Raw genomic sequence first — 14824 nt, 5'->3', positions numbered from 1 at the left:
CCGGATGGCCGCAGGGGCGAACTCATGCTTTCAACCAGCACCCCCGGCACGGCACCGGCCGCGCCACCCGCCGCCGGCCCGCGCGACGCGATTCCCGCGCTGCCGGTCAACAGCCTGCAGCCGCTCGCCGGCATGCTGCGCTGGATCGTCGTCGCGGTACTCACCATCGCGGTCGCACTGCCGCTCGGCTTCATCCTGTTCCAGAGCCTGCTGTCCGCGCCGTTCTTCGACGCGAACAAGACGCTCGGCATCGACGGCTTCCGTTTCGTCTTCAGCGATCCCGATTTCTGGTCGGCCGTGAAGAACTCGTTCATCATCGCCGGCGGGATGCTGTTCATCTCGATCCCGCTCGGCGGCATCCTCGCGTTCCTGATGGTGCGCACCGACCTGCCCGGCCGTCGCTGGCTCGAACCGCTGCTGCTCACGCCCGTGTTCGTGTCGCCGATGGTGCTCGCGTTCGGCTACGTGGTCGCGGCCGGACCGGTCGGCTTCTACTCGGTGTGGTTCAAGGAACTGTTCGGGGTACAGAACATCCCCTGGAACGTGTACTCGGTCTTCGCGATCACGGTGATCGTCGGCCTCACGCACGTGCCGCACGTGTACCTGTATTCGTCGGCCGCGTTGCGCAACCTCGGCTCGGACGTCGAGGAAGCCGCGCGCGTGGCGGGCGCCCGCCCGTTCCGCGTCGCGCTCGACGTGAGCCTGCCGATGACGATGCCCGCGCTGCTGTTCGCCGGCGTGCTCGTGTTCTTCCTCGGCTTCGAAGTGTTCGGGCTGCCGCTCGTGCTCGGCGATCCGGAAGGCCACCTGGTGCTCGCGACCTACCTGTACAAGCTGACCAACAAGCTCGGCGTGCCGTCGTATCACCTGATGGCCGCGGTCGCCGTGTGCATCGTCGCGATCACGTTCCCGCTCGTGCTGCTGCAGCGCCGCCTGCTGAAGACCGCGAACCGCTTCGTCACCGTGAAGGGCAAGGCCGGCCGGACGACGGTGCTGCCGCTCGGCGTGTGGCGCTGGGTCGCGCTCGCGATCGTCGTGCTGTGGCTGATGCTGACCGTGATCGTGCCGATCTCGGGCATCGTGCTGCGCGCATTCGTGACCAACTGGGGCGAAGGCGTCGCGCTCGCCGAAGTGCTGACGCTGTCGAACTTCATCGAGCTGTTCGAGCAGGACAACCTGGTGCGCGCGATCGTCAACACGCTCGGCATCGGCGTGATCGGCGGCGCGCTCGCGATCGGCTTCTACTCGCTCGTCGCGTTCGCCGGCCACCGCCGCCCCGACTGGGCGACCAAGCTGCTCGACTACCTCGTGCTGCTGCCGCGCGCGGTGCCGGGCCTGCTCGCCGGTCTCGCGTTCCTGTGGATCTTCCTGTTCGTGCCAGGCCTGCGCGAACTGAAGAACTCGATGTGGAGCATCTGGATCGCGTACACGGTCGTGTGGCTCGCGTACGGGATGCGCCTCATCCAGAGCGCGCTGCTGCAGGTCGGCCCGGAACTCGAGGAAGCCGGCCGCAGCGTCGGCGCGACGCGCAGCCGCGTGTCGCTCGACGTGACGCTGCCGCTCGTGCGCTTCGGCCTGCTCGCCGCGTGGCTGCTGATCTTCATGATCTTCGAGCGCGAATACTCGACGGCCGTCTACCTGCTGTCGCCCGGCACCGAAGTGATCGGCGCGCTGCTCGTGTCGCTGTGGGCGACCGGCGCCGTCGACCAGGTCGCCGCGCTTTCTGTCATCAACATCGCGATGGTCGGCGCCGGTCTCGGCGTGGCCCTGCGCTTCGGAGTGAAACTTCATGGATAAGCTCATCGTCGACGACCTGCACCTCAGCTACGGCGCCAATCCGATCCTCAAGGGCGTGTCGTTCGAACTGAAGGCCGGCGAAGTCGTGTGCCTGCTCGGCGCGTCGGGCAGCGGCAAGACCACGCTGCTGCGCGCGGTGGCCGGCCTCGAACAGCCGTCCGACGGCCGCATCCAGCTCGACGACCGCGTGTTCTTCGACGGCGCGAAACGCGTCGACCTGCCCGTCGAGCAGCGCTCGCTCGGCCTCGTGTTCCAGTCGTACGCGCTGTGGCCGCACCGCACCGTCGCCGACAACGTCGGCTACGGACTGAAGCTGCGCCGCGTCGCCCCGGCCGAACAGAAGCGCCGCGTGCAGACCGCGCTCGACCAGCTCGGCCTCGGCCATCTCGCGGAACGTTTTCCGCACCAGCTGTCGGGCGGCCAGCAGCAGCGCGTCGCGATCGCACGCGCGCTCGTCTACAACCCGCCGGTGATCCTGCTCGACGAGCCGCTGTCGAACCTCGACGCGAAGCTGCGCGAGGAAGCGCGTGCGTGGCTGCGCGAGCTGATCGTGTCGCTCGGGCTGTCGGCCCTGTGCGTGACGCACGACCAGACCGAGGCGATGGCGATGTCCGACCGCATCCTGCTGCTGCGCAACGGCCGCATCGAACAGGAAGGCACGCCGGCCGAGCTGTACGGCGCGCCGCGCTCGCTGTACACCGCCGAATTCATGGGCAGCAACAACCGGATCGATGCGCGCGTCGCCGCGATCGACGGCGAATGCGTGACGCTCGCCGGCGACGGCTGGGAACTGCGGGCGCTGGCCCGCGACACGCTCGCGCCGGGCCAGGACGCGCAGGCCGTGATCCGCCTCGAACGCGTGCAGGTCACCGACGGCCCGGGCGCGAACCGGCTGCAGGCCGACCTCGTCACGTCGATGTATCTCGGCGACCGCTGGGAATACCTGTTCCATTGCGGCGACATGCGCCTGCGCGCGTTCGGCCACGTGCCGCGCGCGGCCGGCAAGCACTGGATCGAATTCCCGACCAACGACTGCTGGGCGTTCGCGAAAGCGGGCTGACCCGGTCGCGGCGGCTCACGTGCCGCCGCGCATCCCGCCACGCATGGACCTCCCGTCCGGCGGACGCCTCCCGGTGTCCGCCGCGGGCGGATGCGCGCCTAACCGACTCACCCAACCCACAAGAACCAAGGAGACACCGCCAATGAAATCACGCGCAGAGCGTTCCCTTCGCGCCGCCGTCCTGACCGGATCGGCCGCCGTCGCCGGACTCGCGGCAGGCGCCGCGCACGCGCAGTCGTCGGTCACGATGTACGGGATCATGGATGCCGGCATCGAATACACGAACCATGCGGCGCCCGAAGGCGGCAGTTCGGTCAAGCTCAAGTCGGGCAACAAGAACACCTCGCGCTGGGGCTTGCGCGGCGTCGAGGATCTCGGCGGCGGGCTGAAGGCCGTGTTCCGACTCGAAAGCGGGATCGACCTCGCGAACGGCGCGCTCGACGACGGCCCCGACTCGATCTTCGCGCGCCGCGCGACGGTCGGCCTGAAGAGCAAATGGGGCGAACTGACGCTCGGCCGCAACTACACCGTCACCTACGACTACATGCTGCCGTTCGACCCGATGGGTTACGCGCAGAACTACTCGTGGGCCTCGGCGTCGACGGCGACGGGCGGCCGCAAGGACGGCATGTTCACGCGCTCGTCGAACGCGGTGCGCTACGACGGCGAATTCAGCGGCTTCAAGTTCGGCGCGTTGTACGGCTTCGGCAACGTGCCGGGCAGCGTGAAGACCAGCTCGAAATACGACTTCGCGGTCGGCTACGAGAAAGGCCCGTTCGCGGCGGTCGTCACGTTCGACCGGCAGAACGGCGCGGCCGACAGCGTCACGCCGGCCGATACGGTCAACTATATCCAGGGCGTCCATGCCGGCCTGAGCTACGACTTCGGCAACCTGAAGACGATGGCCGGCTACCGCAACTACAAACGCACGTTCCGCACCACGGCGGCGAACCAGCTGAGCGACACGTACTGGCTCGGCGGGTCGTATCAGTTCACGCCGGCGTTCTCGCTGATCGCGGCCGTCTATCACCAGAACATCAAGGGCGGCAGCGATGCCGATCCGACGCTGGTGTCGATGCGCGCGAACTACGCGCTGTCGAAGCGCACGGTGCTGTACGCGGCCGGCGCGTTCGCGATCGCGAAACACGACCAGAAGGTTGGCGTGTCGCGCGATTTCGCGGGATACGGCACGACCCAGGTCGGCGTCACGGCGGGGATCCAGCAGCGGTTCTGACACCCGGGCCGGCGGACGGCGGCAGTCGGTCGACCGCCGTTCAGCCAGGCCACGCGCGGCGGCATCGCGGCGAACCGCCGGCCGCCGCCGCCCAGCGTGCCCCTCGCGTCACGTCCGGCGCGCTGCGTTTCGATGCGCCGCTCACTCGCCGAGCATCGTGAACACCGGGCGCACGAGACTGTTCGTATCGCCCCAGTGTTCGCCCACGGCCGACAGCGGCACCGTGCGCGTGTCGATCGCGAGGCCGGCCGGCCCGGCCGCGTCGAACACACCGCGCACCGACGCCAGCAAGCGGGGCAGCGACACGCTGCCGATGCCGCTGCCCATCAGTTCGATCGCGGTCGCCCGCAGCACCGCGCCCGGCAGCAGCACGTCCGCGCCGCCGATCGAGCCGATCTGCACGAATCGCAGCCGGCGGCCGTCGGGCGTCGCCTTCGCGGCGGCAAGCAACAGCGTCTGCGCGCTGGCGCCCCACAGATAGTCGAGCACGACGTCCACACCTTCGCGGAAATGCGGTTCGAGCGCGCGTGCCAGATGTGCGTCGTCCTGTTGCAGCGACACGACCGCATCCGCACCGGCGCTCGGCAACGCCTGCAGCGCGGCTGCGTTGCGGCCCGTCGCGATCACCTTCGCGGCGCCGAGATGCTTCGCGATCCGCACTGCCAGCCGCCCCGACGTACCCGTCGCACCGTTGACGAGTACCGTCTCGCCCGCGACGAGCCGCGCGCGCTCGGTCAGCGCCGCCCACGACGACATCCCGGGAATCGCGATCGCCGCCGCCGTGACGTCGTCGAGCGAATCGGGCAGCGGCACGCACCGCGTATCGGGCGCGATCGTGCGCTCGGCCATCGCGCCGAACGGGGCGGGTGCGCCGAAGAAGTAGACGCGCTGCCCGTCGTCGAGACGGCGGCCCACCCCGTCGACGCCGACGACGAACGGATAACGCCCGTCCGACGAGTAATGCGTGCCGGCCGCGCGCGCCTGCGCGAGCCGGCTCAGCGCGGACGCCGTCACGTCGATCAGGCTGTGGCCCGGCATCGCGCGCGGCGCATCGAATTCCATCTGAACGGGACGCTCGCCGGCGCCCGTCACGACTGCTGCTTTCATGGTGACTCCTTGAATCGGGGATCTCGATCGACGGTTCAGCTGCGCATCAGCGTGCGTCGAGCCACGCGCGCAGCGCGGGATCGCGCACTTCCAGCACGTCGAACAGGCCGAGCGCGCGCAGCGCCGGCAATGCGTCGATCGCGTCGGCCTCCGCGCGCGCCCGGTCGGCGGGCTCGGCGTGCGGGTCGGTCAACACGCGCGCGTTGACCAGGAACGCGCCGACGGTCCCCTTGCGGATTGTCGTTCCGCCGGTTTCGATCCGGTCGGCATGGTCGGGAAGCATCTGTTCGGCTCGCATCGCGTCGTACTCCGGTTGTCATCGATGGATGCAGTGTAGGCGTGCGAAGCCGGCCAATCTCCGGTATAACAGCCATTCGATACCGATATCCGGCCATGTCCGATCCGCTTCTGCCCGCCCGATTCGTCACGTCCGACGACGGCCCGTTCGTGGTCGCCGCCGTGCTGTCGCAACGCGACCCGCGCGTGACCGCGCCGCATTCGCATGCGCGCGGCCAGCTTGTCGGCGCGCTGAGCGGGCTGCTGACGATCGGCCTCGATGACCAGGCCTGGGTCGTGCCGGCCATTCACGCGATCTGGATTCCGCCGCATTGCCGGCATTCGTTGCGTTCGTTCGGGCCGATTTCCGGCTGGTCGGCGTTCGTCGCCGAAGCACGCTGCGCGGCACTGCCGGCCGCGCCGCGCGCGATCCGCACGACACCGCTGCTGCGTGAAGCCGTGCAGCGCGCGGCAAGCTGGGGCGATTCGGAACTGGATGCCGCGCAAACGCGCATCGCCGACGTGATCCTGGACGAAATCGCGTCGTCGGAGGTCGAGGCACTGGGACTGGTACGGCCGCGAGACGCGCGGCTGATGAAGATCACCGATGCGCTGGCCACGAATCTCGCGGACAACCGGCGGCTGGAGGAATGGGCCGCATGGGCCGGCATCAGTGCGCGAACGATGAGCCGCCGCTTCGTCGCCGAGACGGGGCTGACGTTCGCGCAGTGGCGTCAGCAGGCCAGGTTGCTGCGGGCGCTGGAGAGAATCGCCGATGACGTGCCGGTGACGACGATCGCGCTCGATCTCGGGTACGACAACGTGAGCGCGTTCATCGACATGTTCCGGCGGGCGTTGGGGACGACGCCTGGACGGTATATGGAGAACGGGGGGACATCGACAATCGACGCACGGTAACAACACGCGACCGGCTTGAAACGTCAAACGATTCGCGGAATCCGGTTCAATTCAGATGATCGTCCGGTAGGCACGCTGCCCTTCGACAGCCGCCCGCATCTCGCGCTCGACGGGCAGATCGTAGCGGACATCGTGGTGTGGGGCATCGCGCGCTCCAAACTGGGGTTCTGGATGGCATGATTTTTTCGCAATAAACGAAAAGTGATATCGCCCTCTATAAACGGTCTGTCCGTTTCGTTCAATACGTGCCGTCGCCCTTCTCCGCGGCCTTGCCCCCCTTCCCCTTGAACTGCGCCGCCAGCCGCTCCGCGCTCCTCGCGAGCAGCGTCGTATCGACCCCGACCGCGACGAACAGCGCGCCCGCGTCCAGATAGCGTCGCGCGGCCGCCTCATCCGCGCTCAGAATGCCCGGCGCCTTGCCGGCCGCCTTGATCATCCGGATCGCGCCGTCGATCGCGGCCTGCACGACCGGGTGGCCCGGATTGCCGAGATGCCCGAGATCGGCGGCCAGGTCAGCCGGCCCGATGAACACGCCGTCGACGCCTTCGACCCGCGCGATCGCATCGATCGCATCGAGCCCCGCGCGTGTCTCGACCTGCACGAGCACGGCCATCTCGTCGTTCGCGCGATGCAGGTAGTCGCCCACACGACTCCACCGCGACGCGCGTGCCAGCGCACTGCCGACGCCGCGCATCCCGTGCGGCGGGTAACGCGTCGCGGCCACGGCCGCGCGCGCTTCGTCGGCGCTCTGCACCATCGGCACCAGCAGCGTCTGCGCCCCGAGATCGAGCACCTGCTTGACGATCACCGGATCGTTCCACGGCACGCGCACGACCGGATGCGACGGATACGGCGCGATCGCCTGCAACTGCGCGAGGATCGTCGGCACCGTGTTCGGCGCATGCTCGCCGTCGATCAGCAACCAGTCGAATCCCGCGCCCGCGACGACCTCGGCGCTGTACGGATTCGCGAGCCCGAGCCACAGCCCGATCTGCGCGTCGCCGCGCGCGAGCGCGGCCTTGAAGACATTCGACGGAATCTGCATCGTTCGCTACCTCACTCGAAATGGCACTGGATCGTCCCGAGCGGGCCGTAGTCGACGCTGAACGTATCGCCCGGCCGCGCCGCACACGGCCGCGTGAACGACCCGCCGAGCACGATCTGCCCGGGTTCCAGCGCGACGCCGAAACGCGACAGCCGGTTCGCGAGCCACGCGACGCCGTTCGCCGGATGGTTCAGCACGCCGGCCGCGACGCCCGTTTCCTCGACCACGCCGTTGCGCGACATGATCGCCGCGACCCAGCGCAGGTCGACGTCCTGCGGCCGCACCGGCCGGCCGCCGATCACGACGCCCGCGTTCGCGGCGTTGTCGGCGATCGTGTCGAACACCTTGCGCGGCCGTTTCGTATCGGGGTCGATGGACTGGCTGCGCGCGTCGATGATCTCGAGCGCGGGCACGACGTAATCGACCGCGTCGTACACGTCGAAGATCGTGCAGTTCGGGCCCGAGAGCCGCTTGCCGAGCACGAACGCGAGTTCGACCTCGACGCGCGGCACGATGAAGCGGCCGGTCGGGATCGTGCCGCCGTCGTCGAAGAACATGTCGTCGAGCAGCGCGCCGTAGTCGGGCTCGTCGATCTGCGACGTGTTCTGCATCGCCTTCGACGTGAGGCCGATCTTGTGCCCCTTCAGCGTGCGGCCTTCCGCGAGCTTGAGGGTCACCCACGCGCGCTGGATCGCATACGCGTCGTCGATCGTGATGTCGGGATGGTCGAGCGAGATCTGGCGGATCTGCGTGCGCTCGCGCTCGGCGTCGTGCAGACGCCGCGCGAGCTGGTCGATGAGGGCGGGTTCGAGCATGGTCGGATCGGGAATGGGGTTCAGCCGGCCCGCTTGTAGCGGGCGTGGATGTTGTTGTGCTTGTACGAGCCGCTTTCGCTGAACTCGGTCAGTTCCATCGACAGCGCGAGGTAGCGTTTCGCGTACAGCTCGGCGAAATGCGCCTTGATCGCATCGAACAGCGCATCGCACGCGGCCTTCTTCTGCGCGTCGGTACGCCCCGAGCCGATCTTCAGCGTCACGTGGACGAAGGCGTCGTCCTCCGTGCCGTCGGCGACGCAGTAGTCCTGCAGTTCGAGCGCGCGCGAGCGGATGCCGCCGGTCGGGAACACGCCGCCCTGCGCGATCAGCGTCGCGTTGATCGTGCGCAGCAGCGCGGGAATGCGCGCGTCGTCGCGGATGTTCGCGGTGTATTCGACGACGATGTGTGGCATGGCAAATCTCCGTTCGGATTCGATTGCTTGGCAGGCGGCAGCGCTCAGGCGAGCGGAAAGATCGCGTTGATCTGCCCGGTGCCCGAACTCGCGAAATAGTCGGTGACGATCTCGACCGGCTTGTCGTAACGATCCCAGCCGAGCAGCCCGAGCAGCATCGCCGTGTCGTGCATCCCGCCTTCGCCGTGGCAATGGAGGTTGTACTCGGGCAGCATCGCGCAGAAGGTCTTGAAATCGCCCTGCTTCCACAGCTCGACCACGCGCAGGTCGACCTGGCGGAAGAATTCGCGGCTGATCTGGTGGATCGATTCCTCGGGGCTGCCGTTGTCGTTGAAGCGGTGCGACAACGAGCCGCTCGCGAGGAACGCGACGTTCGAATCGCTCTTCTCGATCGCCTCGAGCAGCGCCTCGCCGAAGCGGCGGCTTTCGTCGAGCTGATGCCACATGCACCAGCCGGCGATCGACACGACCTTGAAATGCTGGTCGCCGTTCATGTAGCGCATCGGCACGAGCGTGCCGTATTCGAGTTCCAGGCTGTCGATCTCGTGCGCGCGCGTCGCGATGCCGCGCCCGGTGGCCGTCTCGGCGATCAGCCGGCCGAGCGCCGGGTTGCCCGGATACGCGTACGTCATGTCGCGGATGAAATGCGGCAGCTCGTTGCTCGTGTACGTGCCCGAGAACCGCGCGTTGCAGTTCACGTGATAACCGGCATTGACGAGCCAGTGCACGTCCGACACGACGATCGTGTCGACGCCGAGCGCGCGGCAGCGCTCGCCGATCAGCTGGTGGCCGCGGATCGCCGCCTCGCGGCAACCGTGATGCCTGCCGGGCAGTTCCGACAGATACATCGACGGCACGTGCGTGATCTTCGCGGCGAGGGACAGTTTGCCCATCGTTCAGTCTCCGTTTGGTTCGTTATCGCGGCGAAACGACCGTCACACGCCCCAGCGCGGGATGTGGTGCGAACCCATCGAGATGCACACGTTCTTGATCTCCGCGAACACCTCGAAACTGTACTCGCCGCCCTCTCGCCCGGTGCCCGACTCCTTCACGCCGCCGAACGGCTGGCGCAGGTCGCGCACGTTCTGACTGTTCACGAACACCATCCCGGCCTCGATCCCGCGTGCGAGACGATGCACCTTGCCGACGTCCTGCGTCCAGATATACGACGCAAGGCCATACGCGGTGTCGTTCGCGAGCCGCAGCCCTTCGTCTTCGTCCTCGAACGGAATGATGCAGGCGACCGGCCCGAAGATCTCTTCCTGCGCGATACGCATCCTGTTGTCGACGTCGGCGAACACGGTCGGGCGCACGAAGTTGCCGTTGCGCAGATGCGCGGGCAGCCCGGCCGGCTTGTCCGCGCCGCCCGCGACCACGCGCGCGCCTTCCTGCTCGCCGATGCGAATGTAGCCCGTCACCTTCTCCCAGTGCTGGCGCGTGATCATCGCGCCGAGATTCGTGCCCGGATCGGCCGGGTCGCCGACCACCAGGTTGTTCGCGCGGCGCGCGAATTCCTGCACGAAGCGGTCGTAGATCGTGCGCTGCACGAAGATCCGCGAACCGGCGGTGCACCGTTCGCCGTTGATCGAGAAGATCGTGAACAGCGACGCGTCGAGCGCGCGGTCGAAATCGGCGTCGTCGAAGATCAGCACCGGCGACTTGCCGCCGAGCTCCATCGAATACTTCTTGAGGCCCGCGCGCTCCATGATCCGCTTGCCCGTCACGGTGCCGCCGGTGAACGACACCGCGCGCACGTCGGGATGGCGCACGAGCGCGTCGCCGGCCGTCGCGCCGTAGCCCTGCACGACGTTCAGCACGCCGGGCGGAATGCCGGCTTCGAGCGCGAGCCGGCCGAGCTGGTCGGCCGTCAGCGGCGACAGTTCCGACATCTTCAGCACGGCCGTATTGCCGAGCGCGAGGCACGGCGCCGTCTTCCACGTGGCCGTCATGAACGGCACGTTCCATGGCGACACCAGCGCGCACACGCCCACCGGCTGGTACAGCGTGTAGTTCAGCATCTGGTCGTCGACCGGATACGTGCGGCCGTTCATCTGCACGCACACTTCCGCGAAGAAATTGAAGTTCTCCGAGGCGCGCGGAATCAGCTGCTTGCTCGTCTGCGCGATCGGCAGGCCGGTGTCCTGCGTCTCCAGCGCCGCGAGCATCGGCACGTTCTTCTCGATCAGCTCGCCGAGCTTGCGCATCAGCTTCGCGCGCGCCTTCGCGGGCGTGTTCGCCCATTTCGGGAACGCCGCCTTCGCCGCGCGCACGGCCGCGTCGACCTCGGCCTCGCCGCCCGACGCGACGTCGGTGATGACGTCGCCCGTCGCGGGGTTCAGCGTCGTGAAGGTCTCGCGGCTCTCGACTTCGCGGCCGTCGATCCAGTGCTTGATGGTCATGTGCTCTCCTTGGGCGACGGGCTCAGCCGGCGCGATAGTAGTCTGCTTCGCCGACGATCGTGTTCACGAGCCGGCCAATCCCTTCGATCTCGGTCACGACCTCGTCGCCCGGCTGCGTGTCCGCCAGCCCCTCGGGCGTGCCGGTCAGGATCAGGTCGCCCGGCGCGAGCGTCATGAAGCCGCTGATGTGCTCGATCAGCGCCGGCACGTCGAAGATCATGTCGCGCGTGCTGCCGCGCTGCGTCTCGTGGCCGTTCACGGTCGTGCGCAGCATCAGGTCGCCCGCGTCGCCGATCTCGTCGCGGCTGACGAACCATGGCCCGAGCGGCGTGCAGGTATCGCGGTTCTTCACGCGCAGGTTCGGGCGATAGTAGTTCTCGAGATAGTCGCGGATCGCGTAGTCGTTCGCGACCGTGTAGCCGGCCACGTAGTCGACGGCCTGCGCACGGCTCACGTTGCGCGCGGGCCGTCCGATCACGACGGCCAGTTCGCACTCGTAGTGCATGTGCGTCGCATCCGCCGGGCGCACGGTGCGCGACCGGTGGCCGATGAACGTGTTCGGTCCCTTCAGGAAGATCAGCGGCTCGCTCGGCGCCTTGAACGCGAGTTCCTTCGCGTGGTCGGCGTAGTTGAGGCCGAGCGCGAACGTCGTGCGCGGCGCGACGGGCGGCAGCCACGCCACCGCCTCCTCGGCGACCACGCGCCCCGTATCGAGGCGGATCGTGCCGTCGCCGGCCGGTTCGGCCGCATGCAGTGCGCCGTTGTAGATCACGCGCGCCGTCTTCATCGTGCTTCCTCCGCAATCAGCGTATGCCGCAGCGTGCCGATCCCGGCGGCCGAAATCTCGATCGTGCTGCCCGCGCGGGCGCGCGGTGCGCCGCCCGCGACGCCGAGCAACAGCACGTCGCCCGCATCGAACGACATGAACGCGGTCACATCGGCGATCAGTTCGCGCACCGGGCGGATCAGCGTGGCGGTCGACGCGGACACGGCCAGTTCGCCGTCGATCCGCACCGTCAGGCCGATCGCGTCGACGTCGCCGAGCGCGGCGGCCGGCACGATGGCCGGGCCCAGCGGGCAGAAGCCGTCACGGCACTTGAAGCGCACGGCCGGGCGGTAGTAATCGGGGTGCGGCACCGACACGTCGCTCGCGAGCGTGAAGCCGTGCACGTAGTCGAGCGCCTGCGCGGCCGGCACGCGCGTCGCGCGCCGGGCGAACACGACGGCCACCGACGCGCCGATTTCCAGCGCGTCGACGCCGGCCGGCACGACGACGGCGGCGCCGTCGCCCGCATGCGTGTTGGCGGGTTTGATGTACAGGATCGGCGCCTGCGGCGGGCGGCCGTAAGGCGGCGCGTTCACCGCGTCGCCGAGCGCGTCGAGCGCGACGCGCTCGTTGAGCAGTGCGCCATAGACGGTACCGATGGCGACCGGCAACGGCGGCGCCGCGGCGGTCGTGCAAGACAGCTCCATGCGTCATTCCCCTGCCGCGCGTCGCGGCGCATCGTCAATAGTTAATATCTTAAGTAAACAATCGCACGCTGGCAACCTCGATTACCCTGATACGCGAAATCCATCTCCTTCGGCTGTTAAGATTGATACGTCCCCGTCCTTTACCCACCCCGATGAACCGTACGCTCGACCATCGCAACCTGGCCATGCTGCTGCTCGAGGCCCGCGAAACGCTGATGGGTCTGTTTCGCCCCATTCTCAAGGAATTCGCGTTGACCGAACAGCAATGGCGGATCATCCGCGTGCTCGACGGCGAACCGGCGCAGGCGCTCGAGGCGGGACAGATCGCCAGGCGCTGCTGCATCCTGAGCCCGAGCCTCACCGGCGTGCTGGAACGGATGGAGCGCGACGGCCTGATCACGCGCACGCGCGCGCAGGAAGATCAGCGCCGGCTGCTGGTCAGCCTGACGCCGCAAAGCAGGAAGCTGGTGACGGAGATCGGTCCGCGCATCGACGAGCAATACCGGCAACTCGAGTCGCGCTTCGGCGAGGACGGCCTGGAAGACATCTACCGCGCGCTCGACCGGCTCATCGAACTCGGCGGCAACGCATAAGGAAAGCGCCCGCTCCCGCCGCGCGCGGGAACGGGTGCGGCGCGGGCAGTCAGTGCAACGCGCCGCGCATCAACTCGGTCACGGCCACGCCGCGCGACGTGCGCATGCACTCCTCGACGTAATCGATGAACGGCAACGGCTCGAAATCGATTTCGTCGCGCACGCGACGGTTGTCGAACACGCGATCGACCGTCGCGAATTCCCCGCAGCGCTGCAATGCACGGCCGATCACGCGCTCAAGTGCCGGATCGGCCCGCCCGAGCACGTCTCGCACCACGAGCGGCAGTTCCGCCGGCGCACACGCCGCGTAGCGCGGCGCACCCGTCATCCCCGCCGCCTCGTCCATCGCCCGCACGATCTGCGCGACCTGCGGCGCCTCGTCGCCGGCCGACACGTGATAGACGTCGTGGGCGAGCGTCGGCTTCACGGCCAGCAGCATCGTCGCGCGCGCCACGTCGTCCACCGACACGATGTCGATGCGCGTCATCGGCCGCGCGGTGAAGCGACGCGCGGCATGCGCGAGCCGGAACATCCAGAACGAATTCGGCGCGGGCCGCGTGCCGAGCACCGTATGACCGACCACATGCGACGGCCGCACGACGACGAGCGGCAGCCCGAGCGCGCGCAGGCGCTGTTCGGTTTCGGCCTTCGCGTGCAGATAATCGGCCGCGAGCACCGCACCCGGCAGGCCTTCGTCGTCGTGCGCCGGGTCGTTCGCCGCAGCGCCCGCCGCCTGTTCCTGCACGATCCCGCCGCGGCCCGCGTGCGCATAGGCCGTGCCGACGTACACGAAACGCTGCAGGCGCGGCGCGCGCGCGAAGCGTTCGGCGAAATGCACCGCATCGGCGATGTCGGCCTGCAGATGCGCGCCGTCGGCCGGCGACGCATGGCCGGCGCAGTGAATCACGTGCGTCGCCCCGGCGAGGCGTGGCGCATCGGCGCCGTGCCACACGTCGCCGAGCGCGCCGACGATCACGTTCGCATCGGTCAGGCGCGACGCCCAGTACGGCGCAAGCCCCGCGCGCAGCGCCGCCTCGCGCAGCCGCGCGACGGCGTGGCCGCGATCCTGCGCGCGCACGACGCACACGATGCGTTCGAGCAGCCCTGCATTGACGAGCGCCGTCAGCACGGTACTGCCGATGAAGCCGGTTGCGCCGGTCAGCACCAGGCGCCCGACGTTCGCCGCCGCGACCGGTGCGCTGGCCGGCGACACGAGGCTCGTCCGCCAGTTGAGCGACAACGCGGTTTTCCAGATCAGCACGATAGTCTCCTTCGAAGAATCGGCCGGGCGGCGCGGTGCCCGCGGTTGCGGGCCGCGCACGGCTCACCGGCCGGGCCGGGGCTGACGCGGCCCCGGCAGTCCCGATCGGGCGTGCGGCCTGCGATCGCGTCGATCGCTCTCTGGCACGAGATGGCGGCAGCCGCCGCGGACGGGCGTCCGCGGCACAGGATCGGGACCTTCCCAGTGTGGGGCCCGACCGAATGCAAGTCTGTCCCGAAAGTTTCGTGAAAGTGTGCCGATTTGTACGCGATTGTCGGAGTGTGTCGTGCCGGACCCGCCGTCGGCACGACGAAACGTCCGCCCGGTCGGTGTCCCGACTGCGCCATGTCGCATCCGTCGGCACCGTTTCGGTGGCCGGTCGCGCGCGACAGATCGACGCGCCCCGCGCGCGGGTCATCCCATCTCCCGACCG

The 14824-nt window shown here is 68.6% G+C and carries 16 protein-coding genes; 6 read left to right on the top strand and 10 right to left on the bottom strand.

The features are described from left to right. The first annotated feature begins 24 nt into the window (after nucleotides 1–24). From VXM69_RS07780 to VXM69_RS07770, 3 genes are all read left to right on the top strand, one after another. Nucleotides 25–1797, top strand: coding sequence for an iron ABC transporter permease (locus VXM69_RS07780; protein WP_034191530.1), 1773 nt, complete (start codon nucleotides 25–27; stop codon nucleotides 1795–1797). Then, nucleotides 1790–2857, top strand: a complete 1068-nt coding sequence (locus VXM69_RS07775; RefSeq protein ID WP_034191531.1) for an ABC transporter ATP-binding protein — start codon at nucleotides 1790–1792, stop codon at nucleotides 2855–2857. The genes VXM69_RS07780 and VXM69_RS07775 overlap by 8 nt, the downstream gene beginning before the upstream one ends. Before the next feature lie 142 nt (nucleotides 2858–2999). Then, the gene (locus VXM69_RS07770; protein ID WP_034191532.1) at nucleotides 3000–4091 is read left to right on the top strand and encodes a porin; all 1092 of its coding nucleotides are present in this window, start codon (nucleotides 3000–3002) and stop codon (nucleotides 4089–4091) included. A gap of 141 nt (nucleotides 4092–4232) precedes the next feature. Here VXM69_RS07770 and VXM69_RS07765 read toward each other — a convergent pair whose 3' ends face one another. After that, on the bottom strand, nucleotides 4233–5198 hold the full coding sequence (locus VXM69_RS07765) for a zinc-binding alcohol dehydrogenase family protein (RefSeq protein ID WP_367188364.1): 966 nt from the start codon (nucleotides 5196–5198) through the stop codon (nucleotides 4233–4235). 46 nt (nucleotides 5199–5244) lie between these two features. Next, entirely contained in the window at nucleotides 5245–5496 is a 252-nt protein-coding gene (locus VXM69_RS07760) for a hypothetical protein (RefSeq protein ID WP_034191534.1), read from the bottom strand. Between the two features lie 95 nt (nucleotides 5497–5591). Here VXM69_RS07760 and VXM69_RS07755 point away from each other — a divergent pair, with 95 nt between their 5' ends. Next, entirely contained in the window at nucleotides 5592–6392 is an 801-nt protein-coding gene (locus tag VXM69_RS07755; protein WP_049036262.1) for a helix-turn-helix domain-containing protein, read from the top strand. Between the two features lie 15 nt (nucleotides 6393–6407). After that, complete coding sequence (locus VXM69_RS07750; RefSeq protein WP_367188363.1) at nucleotides 6408–6572, top strand: hypothetical protein; 165 nt, start codon at nucleotides 6408–6410, stop codon at nucleotides 6570–6572. A 58-nt stretch (nucleotides 6573–6630) separates the two neighbouring features. Here VXM69_RS07750 and hpaI read toward each other — a convergent pair whose 3' ends face one another. Genes hpaI through VXM69_RS07715 form a run of 7 tightly spaced genes read right to left on the bottom strand, consistent with a single transcriptional unit; the run spans nucleotide 6631 to nucleotide 12537 of the window. Beyond that, nucleotides 6631–7437: a 4-hydroxy-2-oxoheptanedioate aldolase gene (gene hpaI / locus VXM69_RS07745; RefSeq protein ID WP_367188362.1), complete on the bottom strand. Its 807-nt coding sequence runs from the start codon at nucleotides 7435–7437 to the stop codon at nucleotides 6631–6633. A gap of 11 nt (nucleotides 7438–7448) precedes the next feature. Further along, on the bottom strand, nucleotides 7449–8252 hold the full coding sequence (gene hpaH, locus VXM69_RS07740; protein ID WP_049036266.1) for a 2-oxo-hept-4-ene-1,7-dioate hydratase: 804 nt from the start codon (nucleotides 8250–8252) through the stop codon (nucleotides 7449–7451). 20 nt (nucleotides 8253–8272) lie between these two features. After that, nucleotides 8273–8665 (bottom strand): 5-carboxymethyl-2-hydroxymuconate Delta-isomerase, encoded by a 393-nt coding sequence (locus VXM69_RS07735; RefSeq protein ID WP_034191538.1) that lies wholly within the window; start codon nucleotides 8663–8665, stop codon nucleotides 8273–8275. A gap of 44 nt (nucleotides 8666–8709) precedes the next feature. After that, nucleotides 8710–9558, bottom strand: a complete 849-nt coding sequence (hpaD, locus tag VXM69_RS07730) for a 3,4-dihydroxyphenylacetate 2,3-dioxygenase (RefSeq protein ID WP_059556454.1) — start codon at nucleotides 9556–9558, stop codon at nucleotides 8710–8712. Nucleotides 9559–9600: 42 nt separating this feature from the next. Beyond that, nucleotides 9601–11064, bottom strand: coding sequence for a 5-carboxymethyl-2-hydroxymuconate semialdehyde dehydrogenase (hpaE, locus tag VXM69_RS07725; protein ID WP_034191540.1), 1464 nt, complete (start codon nucleotides 11062–11064; stop codon nucleotides 9601–9603). Nucleotides 11065–11086: 22 nt separating this feature from the next. After that, complete coding sequence (locus VXM69_RS07720; RefSeq protein ID WP_034191541.1) at nucleotides 11087–11851, bottom strand: fumarylacetoacetate hydrolase family protein; 765 nt, start codon at nucleotides 11849–11851, stop codon at nucleotides 11087–11089. Continuing rightward, the gene (locus VXM69_RS07715) at nucleotides 11848–12537 is read right to left on the bottom strand and encodes a fumarylacetoacetate hydrolase family protein (RefSeq protein ID WP_034191542.1); all 690 of its coding nucleotides are present in this window, start codon (nucleotides 12535–12537) and stop codon (nucleotides 11848–11850) included. Before VXM69_RS07715 ends, VXM69_RS07720 begins: the two co-directional genes overlap by 4 nt. A 152-nt stretch (nucleotides 12538–12689) precedes the next feature. Here VXM69_RS07715 and hpaR point away from each other — a divergent pair, with 152 nt between their 5' ends. After that, a complete protein-coding gene (gene hpaR, locus VXM69_RS07710; RefSeq protein ID WP_034191543.1) occupies nucleotides 12690–13130 on the top strand; it encodes a homoprotocatechuate degradation operon regulator HpaR in 441 nt (146 codons plus the stop codon). A gap of 49 nt (nucleotides 13131–13179) precedes the next feature. On the opposite strand, the gene VXM69_RS07705 is transcribed toward hpaR, so the two are convergent. After that, nucleotides 13180–14391 carry an SDR family oxidoreductase gene (locus VXM69_RS07705; RefSeq protein WP_059556453.1) on the bottom strand — a complete coding sequence of 404 codons (1212 nt, stop codon included), beginning with the start codon at nucleotides 14389–14391 and terminating at the stop codon, nucleotides 13180–13182. Nucleotides 14392–14824: the final 433 nt, after the last annotated feature.

Source organism: Burkholderia sp. Ed8 (assembly GCF_040761425.1).
Classification (GTDB): domain Bacteria; phylum Pseudomonadota; class Gammaproteobacteria; order Burkholderiales; family Burkholderiaceae; genus Burkholderia; species Burkholderia seminalis.
This window is presented reverse-complemented; position numbering and strand designations above follow the sequence as displayed.

Coding starts and splice junctions, on each gene's coding strand:
- hpaI (WP_367188362.1), bottom strand. CDS start 7,437: ATGCAGATTCCGTCGAATGTCTTCAAGGCCGCGCTCGCGCGCGGCGAC.
- hpaR (WP_034191543.1), top strand. CDS start 12,690: ATGAACCGTACGCTCGACCATCGCAACCTGGCCATGCTGCTGCTCGAG.
- VXM69_RS07765 (WP_367188364.1), bottom strand. CDS start 5,198: ATGAAAGCAGCAGTCGTGACGGGCGCCGGCGAGCGTCCCGTTCAGATG.
- hpaD (WP_059556454.1), bottom strand. CDS start 9,558: ATGGGCAAACTGTCCCTCGCCGCGAAGATCACGCACGTGCCGTCGATG.
- VXM69_RS07720 (WP_034191541.1), bottom strand. CDS start 11,851: ATGAAGACGGCGCGCGTGATCTACAACGGCGCACTGCATGCGGCCGAA.
- hpaE (WP_034191540.1), bottom strand. CDS start 11,064: ATGACCATCAAGCACTGGATCGACGGCCGCGAAGTCGAGAGCCGCGAG.
- VXM69_RS07735 (WP_034191538.1), bottom strand. CDS start 8,665: ATGCCACACATCGTCGTCGAATACACCGCGAACATCCGCGACGACGCG.
- VXM69_RS07715 (WP_034191542.1), bottom strand. CDS start 12,537: ATGGAGCTGTCTTGCACGACCGCCGCGGCGCCGCCGTTGCCGGTCGCC.
- VXM69_RS07760 (WP_034191534.1), bottom strand. CDS start 5,496: ATGCGAGCCGAACAGATGCTTCCCGACCATGCCGACCGGATCGAAACC.
- hpaH (WP_049036266.1), bottom strand. CDS start 8,252: ATGCTCGAACCCGCCCTCATCGACCAGCTCGCGCGGCGTCTGCACGAC.
- VXM69_RS07755 (WP_049036262.1), top strand. CDS start 5,592: ATGTCCGATCCGCTTCTGCCCGCCCGATTCGTCACGTCCGACGACGGC.
- VXM69_RS07780 (WP_034191530.1), top strand. CDS start 25: ATGCTTTCAACCAGCACCCCCGGCACGGCACCGGCCGCGCCACCCGCC.
- VXM69_RS07775 (WP_034191531.1), top strand. CDS start 1,790: ATGGATAAGCTCATCGTCGACGACCTGCACCTCAGCTACGGCGCCAAT.
- VXM69_RS07770 (WP_034191532.1), top strand. CDS start 3,000: ATGAAATCACGCGCAGAGCGTTCCCTTCGCGCCGCCGTCCTGACCGGA.